Origin of the sequence: Mesorhizobium sp. L103C119B0 (genome assembly GCF_000502235.1) — a bacterium.
Classification (GTDB): Bacteria; Pseudomonadota; Alphaproteobacteria; order Rhizobiales; family Rhizobiaceae; genus Mesorhizobium.
Map to the genome: position 1 here is coordinate 1 of NZ_AYXE01000035.1, position 16,058 is coordinate 16,058.

Consider the following 16,058-nt stretch of genomic DNA (forward strand, 5'->3'; position numbering starts at 1 on the left):
AAGCTCGCTCTGCGCCAAGCCGCATGACCAGCATCATGGCTGCCCCATTTTGCAGAACTTGACGCACACAACCACATTGCTCAACATGGCCGTCACGGCGCCAACGGAAGCGGTGGCGGTGACGACCTGTCCGGCAGTTCCCTCGCTGATGCCGAGATCGCGCGCCATCGGCGTCAACAGACCTGCCGGCAAGAACTCGGCTGACACCAGGGCAAAGCTGGTGGCCGCCAATGATAGGACCGCAAACCATGTGGCCGCGCTCCACGCGGCTGGTGCATCGGCATCAAGGCCGATTGCGGCGTCTTCAAGCTGTAATGTTGTGTCCGTCACGGAAAGATCTCCACAGTTGGAGATCTTAGATAGGCGAGTCCGCCCGGATGTTATGTACCTTAAAAATCCGAAATTCATATCCATTCGTCCGGGAATTGTGCGACGCACAACGCCTGGCGAGACATTGGTGATGCGCTTGAACGCGCGGGCGAAGGACGCCTCGGAATCATAGCCCAAACGGGTAGCGACTTCGGCAACCGACAAGCCGTTTTGGCCCAGCAATTCGCGGGCAAGCTGCATTCGCAGGCGGGCGAGATAATGTGCGGCACCCTCCCCCAATACCGCGCTGAAGCGCTCGGCGAAAATCGAACGCGATTGGCCTGCCACGCCGGCGAGGCTTCCCAGCGTCCAGTTGTGGCCGGGGTCGCGGTGCATGGCCGCCAGAGCGCGGCCTATATGGGGGTCGCGGATGGCTGCGAGCCAACCGGTGGTCGATGCGCCGTTGCAATTGACCCAGCACCGGATGAGCCTGGCTGTCAGCAAATCCGCCATACGCGACAGGATGGTGGCGCTGCCCATCTGCGGTTGCGCGGCCTCCACCGTCATGGCCGCCAGCAAAGGGCCGACCATCGGGTCATTGCCGGCCACGTCGCAACCCTTGATGAGAGGCGGCATCAACGTGATCAACGGATTGAGCGCATAGGAGCCGAGAGACATGGAGCCGCAGAAAAGGGTGCTTGTCGCGCCCGTTCCCTGCCGTATCACTTCGCAAACGTTGCCGCCCAACTTGATCACCTGGCAGCCCTCGAGCGAATCGCCCACCACGTCCGGCGCACTCGCCAGCCGATGGGCGATGCCTTGCGGCAGCAGCACCAGATCGCCATCGCGCAACTCCTGCCAGCCTTGCGCTTCGGTGTGAATCCAGCATGGACCCTGGCCGACAAAGTGAAAACGAAGCAGTTGTTGTTGCGGAAAGTCTATGCTCCATGGGTGCCGGAGTTCGCAGCGGCCATAGTTGACGCCACTCAAGCGAAAGTCTTGCAGAACTTCGCTGAGCGCATCCATCGGGATATGTGGCAGCGGCGACGGCCGGGACGAATAATCAGGCATTTGTCAGATATAGATACCGGCCGTCCGACAGGCAAGCGCAGACTGTTGTTCCACCGGGGAATCGCTGCCACGGCACCCTACCCATCCTGGCAGGCTTCCCGCCCTTGCCTCCCGCTCCCGGTGCATGCAAGGAGTGCTGTCGGACACAGGGACAAGAGGCATGGCAGCGGAAGCATCGGGCAGCGATCTCATTCAGGTGGTGGCGCTGCTTGCCGCAGGCGTCGTCGCCGTTCCGATCTTCAAACGCATGGGGCTGGGCTCGATCCTAGGCTATCTCGCCGCGGGCGTGGTCATCGGCCCGTTCGGTATTGGCATTTTTTCCGAATCGGAAGCCATCCTGCATGTCGCCGAACTCGGCGTGGTCATGTTCCTGTTCATCATCGGGCTGGAGATGCAGCCGTCGCGGCTATGGGGCCTGCGCCGCGAGATTTTCGGCCTCGGCGCGCTGCAGGTCGGCGTCTGCGCCTTGCTGCTCACCGGTGTTGGTCTCGCCGGCGGCTTTCCGATCGCGCAATCCTTCGTTGCCGGCGCCGGCTTTGTCCTGACCTCGACGGCGATCGTCATGCAGCTTCTGGAAGAGCGTGGCGAGATGGCCAGCCCCAAGGGCCAGCGCATCGTGTCCATCCTGCTGCTCGAGGATCTGGCAATCGTGCCGCTTCTGGCGCTGGTCGCCTTCCTGGCGCCGGGCGGCAGCGAGATGACCCTGCAGCAAAGGCTGACCGAAATCGGCATCGGTCTTGGCGCCATCGTCGGGCTGGTGGTGGCCGGCCGCTATCTGCTCAACCCGTTCTTCCGCATCCTGGCCGACGCCAAGGCGCGCGAAGTCATGACGGCGGCAGCCCTTCTGGTCGTGCTGGGGTCGGCGCTGGTCATGCAGCTTTCCGGCCTCTCGATGGCGATGGGCGCCTTCCTCGCCGGCGTGCTGTTGTCGGAATCGACCTTCCGCCACCAGCTGGAGGCCGACGTCGAGCCATTCCGCGGCATCCTGCTTGGCCTTTTCTTCCTCGCCGTCGGCATGTCGCTCGACCTACATGTGGTGGCCGACAACTGGCGGCTGATCGCCGTCTATGTCGTCGCCTACATGGCGATGAATGCGCTCGGCATCTACCTCGTCGCCCGCTTGCTGAAGAGCGGTCATCGTGAAGCGCTGGAACGCGCCGTGATCATGGCGCAAGGCGGCGAATTCGCCTTCGTCCTCTATTCGGCCGCGGCGGCGGTTGGCATCATCGACAGCCGGGCCAACGCAACGCTGACCGCGATCATCATCATCTCCATGGTGCTGACGCCGCTGGCCATCATTGCGCTCAAATATTTGACGCCGCGCGACGAGCAGTCGCTTGAAGGCGTCGACATCGCCGACGGCCTTACCGGCAGCGTGCTGGTCATCGGCTTCGGCCGTTTCGGCCAGATCGCGAGCCAGCCGCTTTTGTTGCGCGGCATCGATGTGTCGATCATCGACAATGATGTCGAAATGATACAGGCGGCCGCCGATTTCGGCTTCAAGGTCTACTATGGCGACGGCACGCGGCTCGACATTCTGCGCGCCGCAGGTGCAGGCCGCGCGCGCGCCGTGCTGATCTGCGTCGACAAGCCGGACGCCACGGTGCGCATGGCGGAACTGATCAAGGCGGAGTTCCCGCTGCTGACCGTCCTGGCACGCGCGTACGATCGCGGCACCGCGCTGTCGCTCATCCGCGCCGGGGTCGACTTCCAGCTGCGCGAGACCTTCGAATCGGCCCTCGTCTTCGGCGGTTCCGCGCTCGAGGTTTTGGGCGTTGAGCCGGAAGATGTCGCCGATGTCATCGAGGATGTGCGACGGCGCGACAATGCCCGACTGGAGACGCAGCTGGCCGAAGGCGTCCGCGCCGGGCAACGTTTCCTCAGGGGCAATACCGGCACGCCGATCCCGACGCCGCTGACGCAACCGCGCCGGCCCGGCCAGGCGCTGAACGAAGAGACGGCCGGCGTGCTGCACAAGCCCGAGCCCGCCGATCAGGGGGAAAGCTGATGACCGCATCGGATGAGCGCGCGCTCGCCGTCACCAAATTCTGGCGCGAGGCCGGCGAAGACGCGTGGTTCGAGAAGAACGACGTCTTCGACGCGGATTTCCGCAGCAGGTTTCTCGACCTGCACTTTGCCGCCGCGCGGCGCGAGTGCGACGCATGGTCGGAGCATGCCGAGGGTTCGCTGGCGCTGATGATCCTGCTCGACCAGTTTCCGCGCAACTGCTTTCGCGGCTCAGGCCATATGTACGCCACCGATCCGCTGGCACGGCACTTTGCCGCCAAGGCGATTGCGGCCGGCCATGACCTTTCGCTGGAAGAAAACCTGCGCGTCTTCCTGTACCTGCCCTACGAACATTCGGAACTGCCCGCCGACCAGGACAGATCGGTCGAGCTCACCACCGCCAGGGCGCCGGAGTATGTGAAATACGCCATCGAGCACCGCGACATCATCCAGCGCTTCGGCCGCTTTCCGCACAGGAACAAGATGCTTGGCCGCGAGACGACGGCGGACGAACAGGCATTTCTCGATGGCGGCGGCTTCTCCGGTTAACCCAGCCACCAATCGCGGCCGGAAGCCAGCCGCTCTATGCCTGACGTATCGACGGCGCTGAGCCGCTCGGTCACGCTCCTGCCGCCCACCGCCAGATCCGGCGCGATCTCTGCCAAGGGCGCCAGCACGAAGGCGCGCTCCACCATTCGGGGATGCGGCACTTCCAGCCCGGTTTCGTGGATGATGCGGTCGCCGAACACCAATATGTCGATGTCGATCAGGCGCGGACCCCAGCGCTCCTCGCGCACCCGCTTCAGCTTGCGCTCGGCCTCGAGGCAGAGGTCGAGCAGCGCCCTTGGCGCCAGCGCGGTCGAGATTTCGGCAGCGGCGTTGAGGAAATCCGGCTGGTCGAGCTTGCCCCAGGGCGGCGTGCGATAGAGCGAGGAGACGGCGATGACACGCGTGTTCTCGTCGGCGTCTAGCAGGCGCAGCGCCGTGGCCATCGAGGCCGAGGGATCGCCGAGATTGCCACCAAGGCTGAGATAGACCGTGTTATTGCTACTCTGGCCAGACAACGGTCACCTCGACGTAATCGAGCACGCCGGGCACCGGTGCGTTGGGCTTGCGCACGGTGATCTCGGCCTTCCTGATCTGCGGAAACCGTGAAGTCAGCGCCTTCGCTACTTCGAGCGCCAGCGCCTCGATCAGGAAACGGCGATGTCCAGTGACGATCTTTTCAATCACCGTGAAGGCGATGCCGTAATTGACGGTGTCCTCGATGGAATCATCCTCCAGTGGGCGGCTGGGCTCGACCGTCAACTCGGCATCGACATAAAAACGCTGGCCAAGCGCCTCTTCCTCATCCAGCACGCCGTGCCGGGCAAAGAAGGCGCAGTTCTTCATGCGGATGACGTACATTTCTTAGTGTCCTGGGCTCAGCGTCCTGGCTTTTCGCGCGCCAGCATAGCATCGGCGACCGCCAGTGCGTCCACGTTGATTGCGACATCGTGGACGCGAAACAGATCGGCGCCCTTCAGCCTCAGAATGACACTGGTGGCTGCCGTCCCGGCGGCGCGCGCGCCGGCTTCGCGGCCGGTGACGGTGCCGATGAAGCGTTTTCTGGAGGTGCCGGCCATCAAGGGAAAACCGAGCTCCTTAAGCTCGGAAAACCGCGCCATCAGGTCGAGGTTTTCCTCAGCCGTCTCCTTGGCGAAGCCGAAGCCGGCATCGAGTACGATATGATCGTCCGCAACGCCGCTGCGCCTGGCGACTTCCAGCGAAGCCTTGAGGAACAAAAACTGGTCGGCGATGACGTCGGGCAGTTTTTGCCGCCCGCGCCCGGTATGCATGATGACCAGTCCGGCGCCGGTCTCGGCGGCGACGCGGGCGATGCCGGGTTCACGCTGCAAGCCCCAGACATCGTTGACGATATGCGCGCCGGCGGCGACGGCGAGGCGCGCGGTTTCCTCGCGATAGGTGTCGACCGAAATCAGGGCTTCGCCTGAACTGGCGAGCGCGGCGATGACCGGCAGGATGCGGGCCTGCTCTTCTTCAGGCGTCACGGGCGAGGCGCCGGGGCGCGTCGATTCCCCGCCGATATCGACGACGGCGGCGCCTTCTTCCACCATGCGGTGCGCCTGCGCCACCGCCTGGTCAGGCGTGATGAACAGTCCGCCATCCGAAAAACTGTCGGGCGTGACGTTGAGAATGCCGACCACAATGGCTTTCTCGCCAAGGTCGAGATGGCACTTATGCGCCAGTTGCCATCGCCTTGTCGTCATTGTCCTTCAACCATGTGTCTCATTGGCATGTGGCTCATTGGCATGTGGCTCATCGAGCGCTTGCAATCCATCAACGATGCGTGATCGGTGGAAGATCAATTCCGTTGCGCCGGCAACGGCCGTAAAGCAAGGTGAGTGAAGAGGCAACATGATGAAACGACCCCTGCTCTGCGCCCTGATGCTGGCTTTGACCGTCCTGCCGGCGAATGCTGCCAATCTGGTGAAGACCTACAGCTATTTTGCCATCGGCGGCAGCACGCTCGATGACATCGAGACGCAATTGTCGAAGCATGGACCCGAGGTGAAAAGCACCGGGATGCGGCATCCAGGCGCCACCCAGATGGCGTTCACCACCCGCATCAGCTACGCGCAAACCGCTGACACCTGCCGCATCGCCAAGGCTGCCGTCACCGTCAAGGTCAAGGTCATCCTTCCGGAGTGGCGCCGGCCGCGCAAGGCCGATCCCGATGTCAGGCTGTTCTGGGACACGCTGTCGGCAGACATCAAGCGCCATGAGGAGCGTCATGTCGAGATCGCCAAGAACCACGGCCGCCTGCTCGAAGACGCGCTGAACGCTAGCTTTGCGCAAAAGACCTGCGCCGGGGCAAAGGCGAAGGCGGCGCAGATCACCGCGGCCGAACTCGCCAGGCATGACCAGGACCAGTTGCGCTTCGACCGCGTCGAAGGCGTGAATTTCGAAAGCCGCATCCTGCGGCTGCTGCGCTACCGCATGCAGCGCGTCCAGAACGGCCAGCTTCCGCCCGGCTGAACCACAGGGCTGATACCAAGCCAATTCTGCCGAAACATGAGGCCAGCCCCAGAAAATTTTCGGGCAAAGGTCGAAATCGGCCTATACGGGACGACATATGTCAGGCTCGCAAGATATGTCAGGTGGCAAGGCGCGAGCTTCGAAACACCAGATCAAGACCAATCGAGGCGGCGTATAGCGGAGCGGCCATTGGCGCCGCGCAATCGCTCGCAGACACTGTGGATGCACTGATATGGACCAGGCTGTCGACAAGCCGGCTAGGGTGGCGCCCGCCGCGCCGCTTACGGAAAGCGAGAAGAACGTCATCATCGCCGGCATCCTTTTGTCGATGCTGCTGGCGGCGCTCGACCAGACCATCGTCGCGCCGGCCATGCCGACCATCGGCCGTTCGCTCGGCCACGCCGACTACCTGCCGTGGATCGTGACCGGATATCTCCTGACGGCGACGGCCATGGCGCCGCTCTACGGCAAGATTTCCGACGTCTATGGCCGCCGGCCGACCGTCTATGCGGCGATCCTGATCTTCCTTCTGGGATCGCTGGTCAGCGCCATGGCCCCCAACATGTTCGTGCTGGTCATCGGCCGGGCGATCCAGGGTGCGGGCGGCGGCGGCCTGTTCGCCCTGGCGCAGATCGTCATCGGCGACCTGGTGCCGCCGCGCGAACGCGCGCGCTATGCCGCCTGGATTTCGGGCACCTGGGCTGTCGCCAGCATCGCCGGGCCTTTGCTCGGCGGCGGATTTGCCGAACATCTCCATTGGTCGCTGATCTTCTGGATCAACATCCCGCTCGGCATCTTGGCCATGGCCATCATCAACAAGCCGCTGCGCAAACTGCCGGTCGCCGCAAAGCGGCATCGCATCGACGCGCCGGGCGCGCTGCTTCTGGTGGTGGCGACGGCATTGCTGCTTTTGGCCCTCAACTGGGGCGGCAGCGCCTATCCATGGGCTTCGCGCGAGATCGTCGGCCTGCTCGCCTGTTCGGCGGTCTTCTGGGCTGCGTTCGCTTTGCGGCTGATGCGTGCGGCCGAGCCGCTGATCTCGCTTGAAGTGCTGAGCAATCCGATCGTGCTTGCCGGCACGGCGTCGATGTTCCTGCTGCAGGCCGCCAATATCGGCCTGTCGGTGTATCTGCCCGTCTATCTGCAGTCGATCATCGGCCTGTCGGTCAGCCAGTCGGGCCTTGCCATGCTCGGCCTGCTGCTCGGAACGGTCGCCGGCGCGACGTTCAGCGGCCGCACGATACCGCGCTTCTTCCACTACAAGCGTATCGCCATGGTCGGCGTTCTCTTCGCCATTATCTGTCTTGGCGTGCTTAGCCTGGTCGCCGGCCGCGCCTCGCTGCTGGTGGTCGAGCTCTTGACCATCTGCATCGGCCTTGGAAGCGGCACCACTTTCCCGGTCGCCACCGTATCGGTGCAGAACGCCGTCGACCGCGCGCATCTCGGCGTTGCCACCGGCGTGCTGACCTTCCTGCGTTCGCTGGGCAGCGCGCTCGGCGTCGCCATGCTCGGCGCCGTCGCGCTCGGCTATGGCCTGCCGCTTGCCGGCGAAGGCGCGCCGGCTGCCGGACAGATCGTCTCGGCGACGCCCTTCATGATGATCTTCCTTGCCGCGGCCGTCACGCTCGTGCTGGCGCTGATGACGCTGGCGCTGATGCCGGAGAAGTCACTGCGCGGCCGCGACGACGCCGAGGCGCCAGTCGTTCTGGTGGAGTGATCCGGAAAGCCCTGTAGGACCTACTCCACGACGCCGAGCTTCTTCTGCAGGCTGGTCGACGACGTCGTGTACTGGAAGACGATGCGCTCACCGGGGCTGATGATGCGCTTGGCGGCCTGCGCCATCAGCGCCACCTCGTGAAAACCCGACAGGATCAGCTTCAGCTTGCCTGGGTACCAGTTGATGTCGCCGACGGCAAAGATGCCTGGCACCGAAGTCTGGAATTTCTCGGTATCGACCGGAATGAGGTTCTCATGAAGGTTGAGCCCCCATTCGGCGATCGGGCCGAGCTTCATGGTCAGGCCGAAGAACGGCAGCATGCGCGTGCACGGCACCTCGATGTCGCCGTCAGGCCCGCCCTTGATGGTAGCAGAGGCCAGCTCGCCGTCGGCGCCGGTCAGGCCGCTCACCTGGCCGACCCGGAACTCCAGCTGCTTCATCTCCTGCATGGCATACATCTTGTTGACGCTGTCGGGCGCCGCCCTGAATTCCGCGCGCCGGTGGACCAGTGTCACGCTTTTTGCCACCGGCTGCAGGTTCAGCGTCCAGTCGAGTGCGGAATCGCCGCCGCCGACGATGACGAGGTCGTGGCCGCGGAATTCCTCCATACGGCGCACCGAATAGAAGACGCTCCTGCCCTCATAGGCCTCGATGCCGGGAATGGGCGGCCGTTTGGGCTGGAACGAGCCGCCACCGGCGGCGATCACCACCACCTTGGCTTCGAACACCTCGTTCTCGTCGGTGGTGACCCGAAATGAGCCGTCGTCAAGCTTTTCCAGGCTGGAGACCATGCGGTTGAAGGTAAAATCCGGCTTGAACGGGTGAATCTGCTCGAGCAGTCTGTCGACCAGGCCTTGCGCCGAGATCGATGGCCAGCCTGGAATGTCGTAGATCGGCTTTTCCGGATAGAGTTCGGCGCATTGGCCGCCCGGCCGGTCGAGGATGTCGATCAGATGGCACTTCATGTCGAAGAGGCCAAGTTCGAACACGGCGAACAGGCCGACCGGACCCGCCCCGACGATGAGTGCGTCCGTCTTGATTACATCGGTCATGCCAGGCGAGCCTCATTGTCAAACTGGGGCGAAACTGGCGCGAGACTGCATGAGCATTGGCCCGCTGCCAAGCGGCGGCGGGAAAAATCAGATGCTACGGGAGATCAACCCTGGCGAGCCGGCACGCGCACGACGAGGCCGTCAAGCGCGTCGCGCACCTTGATCTGGCAGGACAGCCGCGAGTTCGGCTGGACGTCATAGGCGAAGTCCAGCATGTCCTCTTCCATCGCCTCCGGCTCGCCGACCTCGGCCGTCCAGGCTTCGTCGACATAGACATGGCAGGTCGCGCAGGCGCAGGCGCCGCCGCATTCTGCCTCGATGCCCGGCACCGCGCTACGGATCGCATTCTCCATGACGGTCGAGCCGTTTTCGGCCTCGACATCGAAAGGAGTGCCGTCATGGGCAATGAAGGTCAGCTTGGTCATTTATCACCTGAAGGGAGTCCCAGCCGAGATAATCACTCCACCGGACAAGTCAACTGCGGCGCGAAAGCGCCGCTTTGTGACGTTTTTTCGGAAAGCTGGCCAAAGCACGCCCTGGCCCCGTCGATTCATCCCGGTGGCCGCTGCCGAGCGGCAGCCATTACCGGCTGATGGCGGCGATGAAATCGCGCACTTCCTCGATCAGGGTGCCGAGGCGCTTGAGGATGCGCGCATCTTCCGGCTGCTGTTCGATCGAGGTGGCGCAGTCGGCGATGGCAAAGGCGCCGACCCCGCGCGCCGAACCTTTCAGCCCATGCGCCAGAAGCAGTCGCTCCCTGACATCGGCATCGACTATTCTGTCGCGGACGGAAAGCGCCTGCTGTACGAACAGCGCCAATACCTCCTGTTCGAGGGCGCGATCGCCCATAGTCTGACGGGCCAGATGGGCCAGATCCACTGGGCGCGAACGGGCCGGTCCCGACGCATCGCCGCCCGGCATTGAGAAGGCAATGCCGCTTTCACCGCGTACCAATTTGAAACTCCTTGTGCCGATCGCCGAAAAACTAGGCGATTTCCGTCGCCAACGCGTTAATGAATGGGCTGGAAAATTGTTGCCGTTGAGGCGGTTAGATCACGTTGTCGTTAACCTTATATTTAAAGTTTTACGTATCTCGCGGAATGCATGTTTTCTTTACCCCTGTGTGTCATTACGATACGAAGGTCCATTTTCAGCCTCCTGCGTGGGATAAGACGAGCCAGAATCAGGCAAAAATAAGAAGTCCCTCGGCAGCTAGTACAGGGTAGCGAAGGCATGGCGAAGAAACCAACGACGACCAGAACTCTCGACAGCGACGTAGCCAGGGAACTCGAAAAGGCACTAGACCTCGATCTCAGCGGAGACGGCAGCGGCGATCTCGATATCGCGGCGTCGATGGAAGATCTGGAAGCGCAGATATCGCAGGCCGCGGACGAACTGGCGCGCGAAGGCCGCCCCCAGAAGCCCGCCCCCGCTCAAAATGCGCCCGTCCAACAAAACCAGAGTGCGAAGCCGGCAGCCAAGCCCGCCGAGCTGCGCCCGGTCGAATCGCGCAACAGCGCGCAGCCAGCCGGCTTCAAGCCGGCAAACGATGACCGCCAGAAAGATTACAAGACGCTGCTGCACAGCCTCAACCGGCGCGCGTCTAGCACGATCTATTGGGTCGTGGCGTTCGTGTCGCTGGCCTGGATCGCCGGCGCCGGCGGCCTCGCCAATCTGCTGTTTGGCCCCAGCATCTGGAAAATTCGTACGTTCGATCAAATCCTGGCCCGCCCTGAACTGATCGGCCTAGCGATCGCGGCAATCATACCGGTCGTCCTGTTTTGGGCCTTCGCGGCGATGATCCGCCGCGCGCAGGAAATGCGCATTGCCGCGCAATCGATGACGGAGGTGGCTTTCCGCTTGGCGGAGCCGGAAAACCTCGCCCAAGACCGCGTGATGATGATCGGCCAGGCCGTTCGCCGTGAAGTGGCGGCGATGGGCGAAGGCATCGAGCGCACGCTGGCGCGCGCCGTCGAGCTCGAAACTCTGGTCCACAGCGAGGTCAACCAGATCGAACGCTCCTATTCGGAGAATGAATCGCGCATCCGGTCGCTGGTCGACGGGCTGGGCAGCGAGCGCGAAGCCGTCGTCACTCATGCCGAGCGCGTGCGCGCCTCGATCACCGGCGCGCATGAAACGCTGAAGGACGAGATCGGCGCCGCCTCCGACATTATTCGCGACTCTATCCTCAACGCGTCGACCAAGCTGTCGATGACGATCACCAATTCCGGCGACACGCTGATCGACCGCATCAATGAAAGCTCGATGTCGATCTTCGATTCCGTCGAAACCCGGCTGGATTCAATCACCGACAGGCTGTCGACATCGGGCGAAGCCTTTGCTTCGCTGCTCGACACCCGCATCGCCAAGCTGACGGACACCACAGACGGCCTGACCCGGTCGCTGACCGACCTGCTCGACGACCGCACCACCGGTATGGTGTCGCTGCTCGGCGGCGCCGCCCGCACCCTGAGCTCGGAATTCGAGTCCAGCCTGAACGGCATCGAGCGGACGCTGGCCGAGCGCGGCCAGGCGCTGATCAGCGAATTCCAGACCCGGGCCGAAGCACTCGATACCGGCACGCAGAAGCTCAACGCCGCGCTCGAGGCGCGCGCCCGCCAGATCAACGAAACGCTGGTCGAGCGCGCCCGCGAGATCGCCCACACCTTTGCCGAGAGCAAGGATCATTTGTCGGCCATGATCGATCAGGGCAAGACCCAGATCGGCGCCGACATGGCCGACATCGTCTCGTCGACCTCGTCGATGCTCGAAGCCCGCGCCAGCGATTTCGCCGGCCGGATGGAAGCCGCCCGCCATGTCGTGTCGCGCTCATTCGACACCGACATCCAGCGTCTTGCCGACGCCCGCGTCGGCATCGAGGACGCCGTCGAAAACCACAGCCGCAAGCTGTCCGAAAGCCGCGAACGCATGGCGGCTGCCATGCAGGCGGACCTGGCGAAGTTCGCCGAGGGCCGCGCCGGCATCGATGCGGCCGTAACCAACCAGGTGCAGAAGCTGGCCGAAGGCCGCAACCTGATCTCGCGCGCCCTGGAAGAGGATCTACGCAAGGTCAACGAGTCGCGCGCCGCCATCGACGCGTCGCTGGGAAGCCATCTCGAGCGGCTTGAAGAAGGCCGCAACCGGCTCAACCAGGCTTTGCATGAAGACTCCGGAAAACTGGTGCAAGCCCGTACGATCATTGACGAAATGGTCGCCGGACATGTCGGTAAACTGGCCGAAGGCCGCAACATTCTGTCGCGCGCCCTGGAAGCCGATCTCGGCAAGCTCGCCGACAGCCGCGCCTCGATTGACGGGCTGGTCGCCGGCCAGGTTGAAAAGATCGCCGAAGGCCGCGCCATCCTGACCAAGGCGCTCGAAAACGACATTATCGGCATCAAGGGCGTGATCGAGAACCACTCGGCGAAACTGGCCGAGGACCGCACCGAACTCAGCAAGGCGCTGGAGAACGACCTATCCGGCATCAGGGGCCTGCTCTCCGACCATTCGAGCCGGCTTGCCGACGATCGTGGCCTGTTGTCACAGACGCTCGAGGCCGACCTCGCCAAGCTCGCCGAGAGCCGGTCGAGCATCGACGGGCTGGTCGCCGGCCAGGTCGAGAAGCTGGCCGAGGGGCGCGATATCCTCAAGCGCGCGCTCGAAGCCGACCTCAACACCATCAAGGGTGCCATCGCGGGTCATTCCGACAAGGTGGCGGAAGAGCGCGGTCAGCTTTCCAGGGCACTGGAGGCCGACCTGCAGAATGTGAACAGCCTGATCGCCGACCACTCGGACCGGCTTGTCCAGGATCGTTCGACGCTATCCCAGGCGCTTAAGGATGACCTTCAGAATGTTAACAGCCTGATCACCGACCACTCCAGCCGGCTTGTCCAGGATCGTTCGACGCTATCCCAGGCGCTTCAGGACGATTTGCACAATGTCAGCGGCATCATGGCCGATCATCAAAACAGGCTCGTCCAGGACCGTTCGGCGCTCTCAAAGGCATTGGAAGACGACATCGCCAAGCTGGCGGAGAGCCGCTCCAATATCGATGGGCTGGTCGCCGGGCAGGTCGAGAAGCTTGCCGAGGGCCGCGACATCCTCACACGGGCGCTCGAAGCCGATCTCAATGCGATCAGGAGCGCCATTGCCGACCAGTCGCAGAAGCTGAGCGAAAACCGTGGCGAGTTCGCACGGGTGCTGGAAGCGGATTTGGAAAATGTCAACAGCCTGATCGAGGGTCACAGCGACAAGCTCGTCCGGGATCGCGCGACGCTGTCGAAGGCTCTCGAGGACGACCTCGCCAAGCTGGCCGAGAGCCGGTCGAGCATCGACGGACTGGTCGCGGGCCAGGTCGAGAAGCTGGCCGAGGGCCGAGACATCCTGAAACGTGCGCTGGAAGCCGACCTGCAGAAGCTGTCGGCAAGCCGCGGTGAGGTTGACGACATCATCGCCGGCCATGTCGGCAAGCTGGCCGAAGGCCGCAACATGTTGACCCAGGCGCTGGAAGACGATCTGGCAAAGCTCGCCGACATACGCAAGGATGTCGACCGCTCGCTGTCGGGCCATATCGACCAGATTGCCGGCAGAAGCACCGATATCTCGGCGGCAATCGCTGCCGATGTCGAGAAGATCGAGCAGGCCTTCAGCAAGCAGACCGGCATCATCGAAGAGCGCGCCGGAACCATGGAGCGCGCGTTGTCGGTGGGTGTCGACAATGTCCGCAGCGTGCTCGAAAAGAGCGCCGTCTTCGTTGCCGGCGCGCTGCGCGAGAAGGTGATGGAAGTCACCAGCGCGCTGCACGAACAGGCCGGTGCTGCCTTCAGTGACGCCGACCGCAAGATCGCCGAGCGTGCCGAGCAGACCTCGTCCGCCCTTTTGGCCCGGGCCGAGGACATCGCCCGCACCTTCGAGGACGCGGATCGCCGTCTGCACGCACGTGCCGAGGACACATCGAGCGCCCTGCTTGCTCGCGCCGAGGATACGACGAATGCCTTGCTTGCTCGCGCCGAAGACACAACGAGCGTGCTGCTTGCCCGGCATGACGAGACGTCGAACTCGCTGCTCGCCCGCGCCGAAGAAACGGCCGGACGGCTGGCTGCCCGCGCCTGCGAGATCGCCGGCACGTTCGACGCCGCCGACCAGAAGCTGGTCGCCCGCGCGGTCGAGACGGCGCAGTCGCTGGCCGACCGCGCCGGCGACATCCTGCGTAACTTCGAGGGCGCCGACCAGCGGCTGAGCATGCGCATCGGCGAATCCGCCGAAGCGCTGGCCGCCCGCGCCTCGGACCTTGGCCGCATCTTCGACGCCGCCGACCAGCAGCTGATCTCGCGCATTGCCGAGGGTTCGGACGCGCTGTCGGCACGCGCCACCGAGATCAGCCGCATCTTCGACGAGGCCGATCACCGCCTGGTGTCGCGCATCGCCGACTCCACGTCGACGATCGGCGAGCATGCCGACAACATCGTCGGTGCCTTCGCCAGCACCGAGCAGCGCGTTGCCGAACGCGCACGCCAGACCGGCCAAGAACTTGCCGTCCACGCCCGCGAGATGGAGCAGGCTCTTGCCGGCGCCGACGAGCGGCTGGCCGCGAGCGTTGCGTCCGCAGCTTCGCGCGTCGAGGAACAGGTCGCCAGCGTCGAGAACCGCCTTCTTTATACGACGGAGACGATGGGCCAGAAGCTCAACGAGCAGGTTTCCAGCGCAGAAGCTCAGCTGATCTCGCGCGCCAACACGATTGCGGAGACTTTTACCGCGGTCGGCCAGCACATCGGCCAAAGCACCAACGACGCTGCCAAGACAATCGGCACCAATACCCGCGAGCTCAACACGATGCTGGCGGCGCGTTCGGCCGAGATGGCGAAGATCCTGGACGAAACCGCGCGGCCGCTGGTCGAGCGCTTCGCCCAGGGCGGCTCGGAACTGCAAAAGAGCATGGAAGAGGTCACCGAACGCGCGACCGACAAGCTGCGCAGCGAAAATGCCGCCCTCGTCAACGCGCTCGCCAGCCGCACCGCCGAAACGCTGTCGGCCGTCGAAGGCGCGCGCTCGTCGCTCGCCGATAGCGTCACCGACCTCATCGGCCGCATGAGCGTCTCCAGCTCGCAGCTTGGTGAGCTGATCGAACAGGCGGCGATCAACCTCGGCCAGGTCGACGAACGTCTGAGCGGCAGCACCCAAAGCTTCGCGGCAACCACCGAAAAGGCCGCGCAGACCTTCGCCAGCTCGGCACGCCTGGTCGATTCGAACACGACGCGGCTTACCGAACTGTCGTCGTCGACCCTGCGCGAAGTGGCCTCGATCGCCACCAAGTTCGACGAGCACAGCCGCTTGCTGTCCTCGGCTTCGGATCTGTTGAGCTCGGCGCAGAGCAATCTGGAGCACACGCTTGAGCGGCAATCGTCGCTCGAAGATCTCGCCGTCGGCCTGGTCAAGAAGTCGGAAGACCTCGAGAAGGTGATGCGTTCGTTCGAAAACCTTGTCGGCCAGACGATGCAGAATGCCGAAGGCAAGACGCTGGCATCAGCCGACAAGATCCGCATCGCCATAACGGAAGTGGTCGATTCGGCAACCAGCCGGTTCGCCGATGCGACCGAGGAGATGCGGCGCACCGCAAGCTCGATCAAGAGCGAGCTCGACCTCACCCGCGCCGAGCTCAAGAAGGGCGTCATCGAGATGCCGGAAGAGGCCAAGGAATCGACCTCGGCGATCCGCCGTGCCGTTGCCGAGCAGATCAACGCGCTCAAGGAACTTTCGGATATCGTTGCGAAATCGGGACGCGGCGGCGACAATGCCGAACCGCGCGCCCTGCGCCCGGCGCCGCAGGCGCCAGTGCAGCGCCCGGCCGAGCCGGTACGCCGCCCGCC

The 16,058-nt window shown here is 63.8% G+C and carries 11 protein-coding genes and 1 pseudogene; 5 read left to right on the top strand and 7 right to left on the bottom strand.

What is annotated here, in order from left to right; translation table 11 throughout:
* Positions 1-393: 393 nt before the first annotated feature.
* Positions 394-1,380: pseudogene (locus X728_RS0136525) on the bottom strand (AraC family transcriptional regulator); the annotation flags it as partial.
* Positions 1,381-1,540: 160 nt separating this feature from the next.
* Here X728_RS0136525 and X728_RS137775 point away from each other — a divergent pair.
* Together X728_RS137775 and X728_RS137770 are read left to right on the top strand one after the other, a co-directional pair.
* Positions 1,541-3,388 carry a monovalent cation:proton antiporter-2 (CPA2) family protein gene (locus tag X728_RS137775; protein WP_023833163.1) on the top strand — a complete coding sequence of 616 codons (1,848 nt, stop codon included), beginning with the start codon at positions 1,541-1,543 and terminating at the stop codon, positions 3,386-3,388.
* Positions 3,388-3,936 (top strand): DUF924 family protein, encoded by a 549-nt coding sequence (locus X728_RS137770; protein ID WP_023673500.1) that lies wholly within the window; start codon positions 3,388-3,390, stop codon positions 3,934-3,936. The genes X728_RS137775 and X728_RS137770 overlap by 1 nt, the downstream gene beginning before the upstream one ends.
* On the opposite strand, the gene folK is transcribed toward X728_RS137770, so the two are convergent.
* The 3 genes from folK to folP are packed head-to-tail and all read right to left on the bottom strand — an operon-like array spanning position 3,933 to position 5,657.
* On the bottom strand, positions 3,933-4,451 hold the full coding sequence (gene folK, locus X728_RS137765; RefSeq protein WP_031196151.1) for a 2-amino-4-hydroxy-6-hydroxymethyldihydropteridine diphosphokinase: 519 nt from the start codon (positions 4,449-4,451) through the stop codon (positions 3,933-3,935). The genes X728_RS137770 and folK overlap by 4 nt on opposite strands.
* A complete protein-coding gene (gene folB, locus X728_RS137760) occupies positions 4,435-4,794 on the bottom strand; it encodes a dihydroneopterin aldolase (protein ID WP_023673502.1) in 360 nt (119 codons plus the stop codon). Before folB ends, folK begins: the two co-directional genes overlap by 17 nt.
* 17 nt (positions 4,795-4,811) lie before the next feature.
* Positions 4,812-5,657, bottom strand: a complete 846-nt coding sequence (gene folP / locus X728_RS137755) for a dihydropteroate synthase (RefSeq protein ID WP_023742509.1) — start codon at positions 5,655-5,657, stop codon at positions 4,812-4,814.
* Positions 5,658-5,805: 148 nt separating this feature from the next.
* Here folP and X728_RS137750 point away from each other — a divergent pair, with 148 nt between their 5' ends.
* Positions 5,806-6,426 (top strand): DUF922 domain-containing protein, encoded by a 621-nt coding sequence (locus X728_RS137750; RefSeq protein WP_031196153.1) that lies wholly within the window; start codon positions 5,806-5,808, stop codon positions 6,424-6,426.
* Between the two features lie 232 nt (positions 6,427-6,658).
* Positions 6,659-8,143, top strand: a complete 1,485-nt coding sequence (locus X728_RS137745; protein WP_023833166.1) for an MDR family MFS transporter — start codon at positions 6,659-6,661, stop codon at positions 8,141-8,143.
* Between the two features lie 20 nt (positions 8,144-8,163).
* Here the strand turns inward: X728_RS137745 and X728_RS137740 are convergent, their stop codons facing one another.
* From X728_RS137740 to X728_RS137730, 3 genes are all read right to left on the bottom strand, one after another.
* Positions 8,164-9,195, bottom strand: coding sequence for an NAD(P)/FAD-dependent oxidoreductase (locus X728_RS137740; RefSeq protein ID WP_023673506.1), 1,032 nt, complete (start codon positions 9,193-9,195; stop codon positions 8,164-8,166).
* 104 nt (positions 9,196-9,299) lie between these two features.
* Entirely contained in the window at positions 9,300-9,620 is a 321-nt protein-coding gene (locus tag X728_RS137735; RefSeq protein ID WP_023673507.1) for a 2Fe-2S iron-sulfur cluster-binding protein, read from the bottom strand.
* A 157-nt stretch (positions 9,621-9,777) separates the two neighbouring features.
* Positions 9,778-10,116: an Hpt domain-containing protein gene (locus tag X728_RS137730; RefSeq protein WP_023688665.1), complete on the bottom strand. Its 339-nt coding sequence runs from the start codon at positions 10,114-10,116 to the stop codon at positions 9,778-9,780.
* A 312-nt stretch (positions 10,117-10,428) separates the two neighbouring features.
* Here X728_RS137730 and X728_RS00845 point away from each other — a divergent pair.
* On the top strand, positions 10,429-16,058 hold a 5,630-nt coding region (locus X728_RS00845), incomplete at its 3' end, for a kinesin (RefSeq protein ID WP_023833167.1).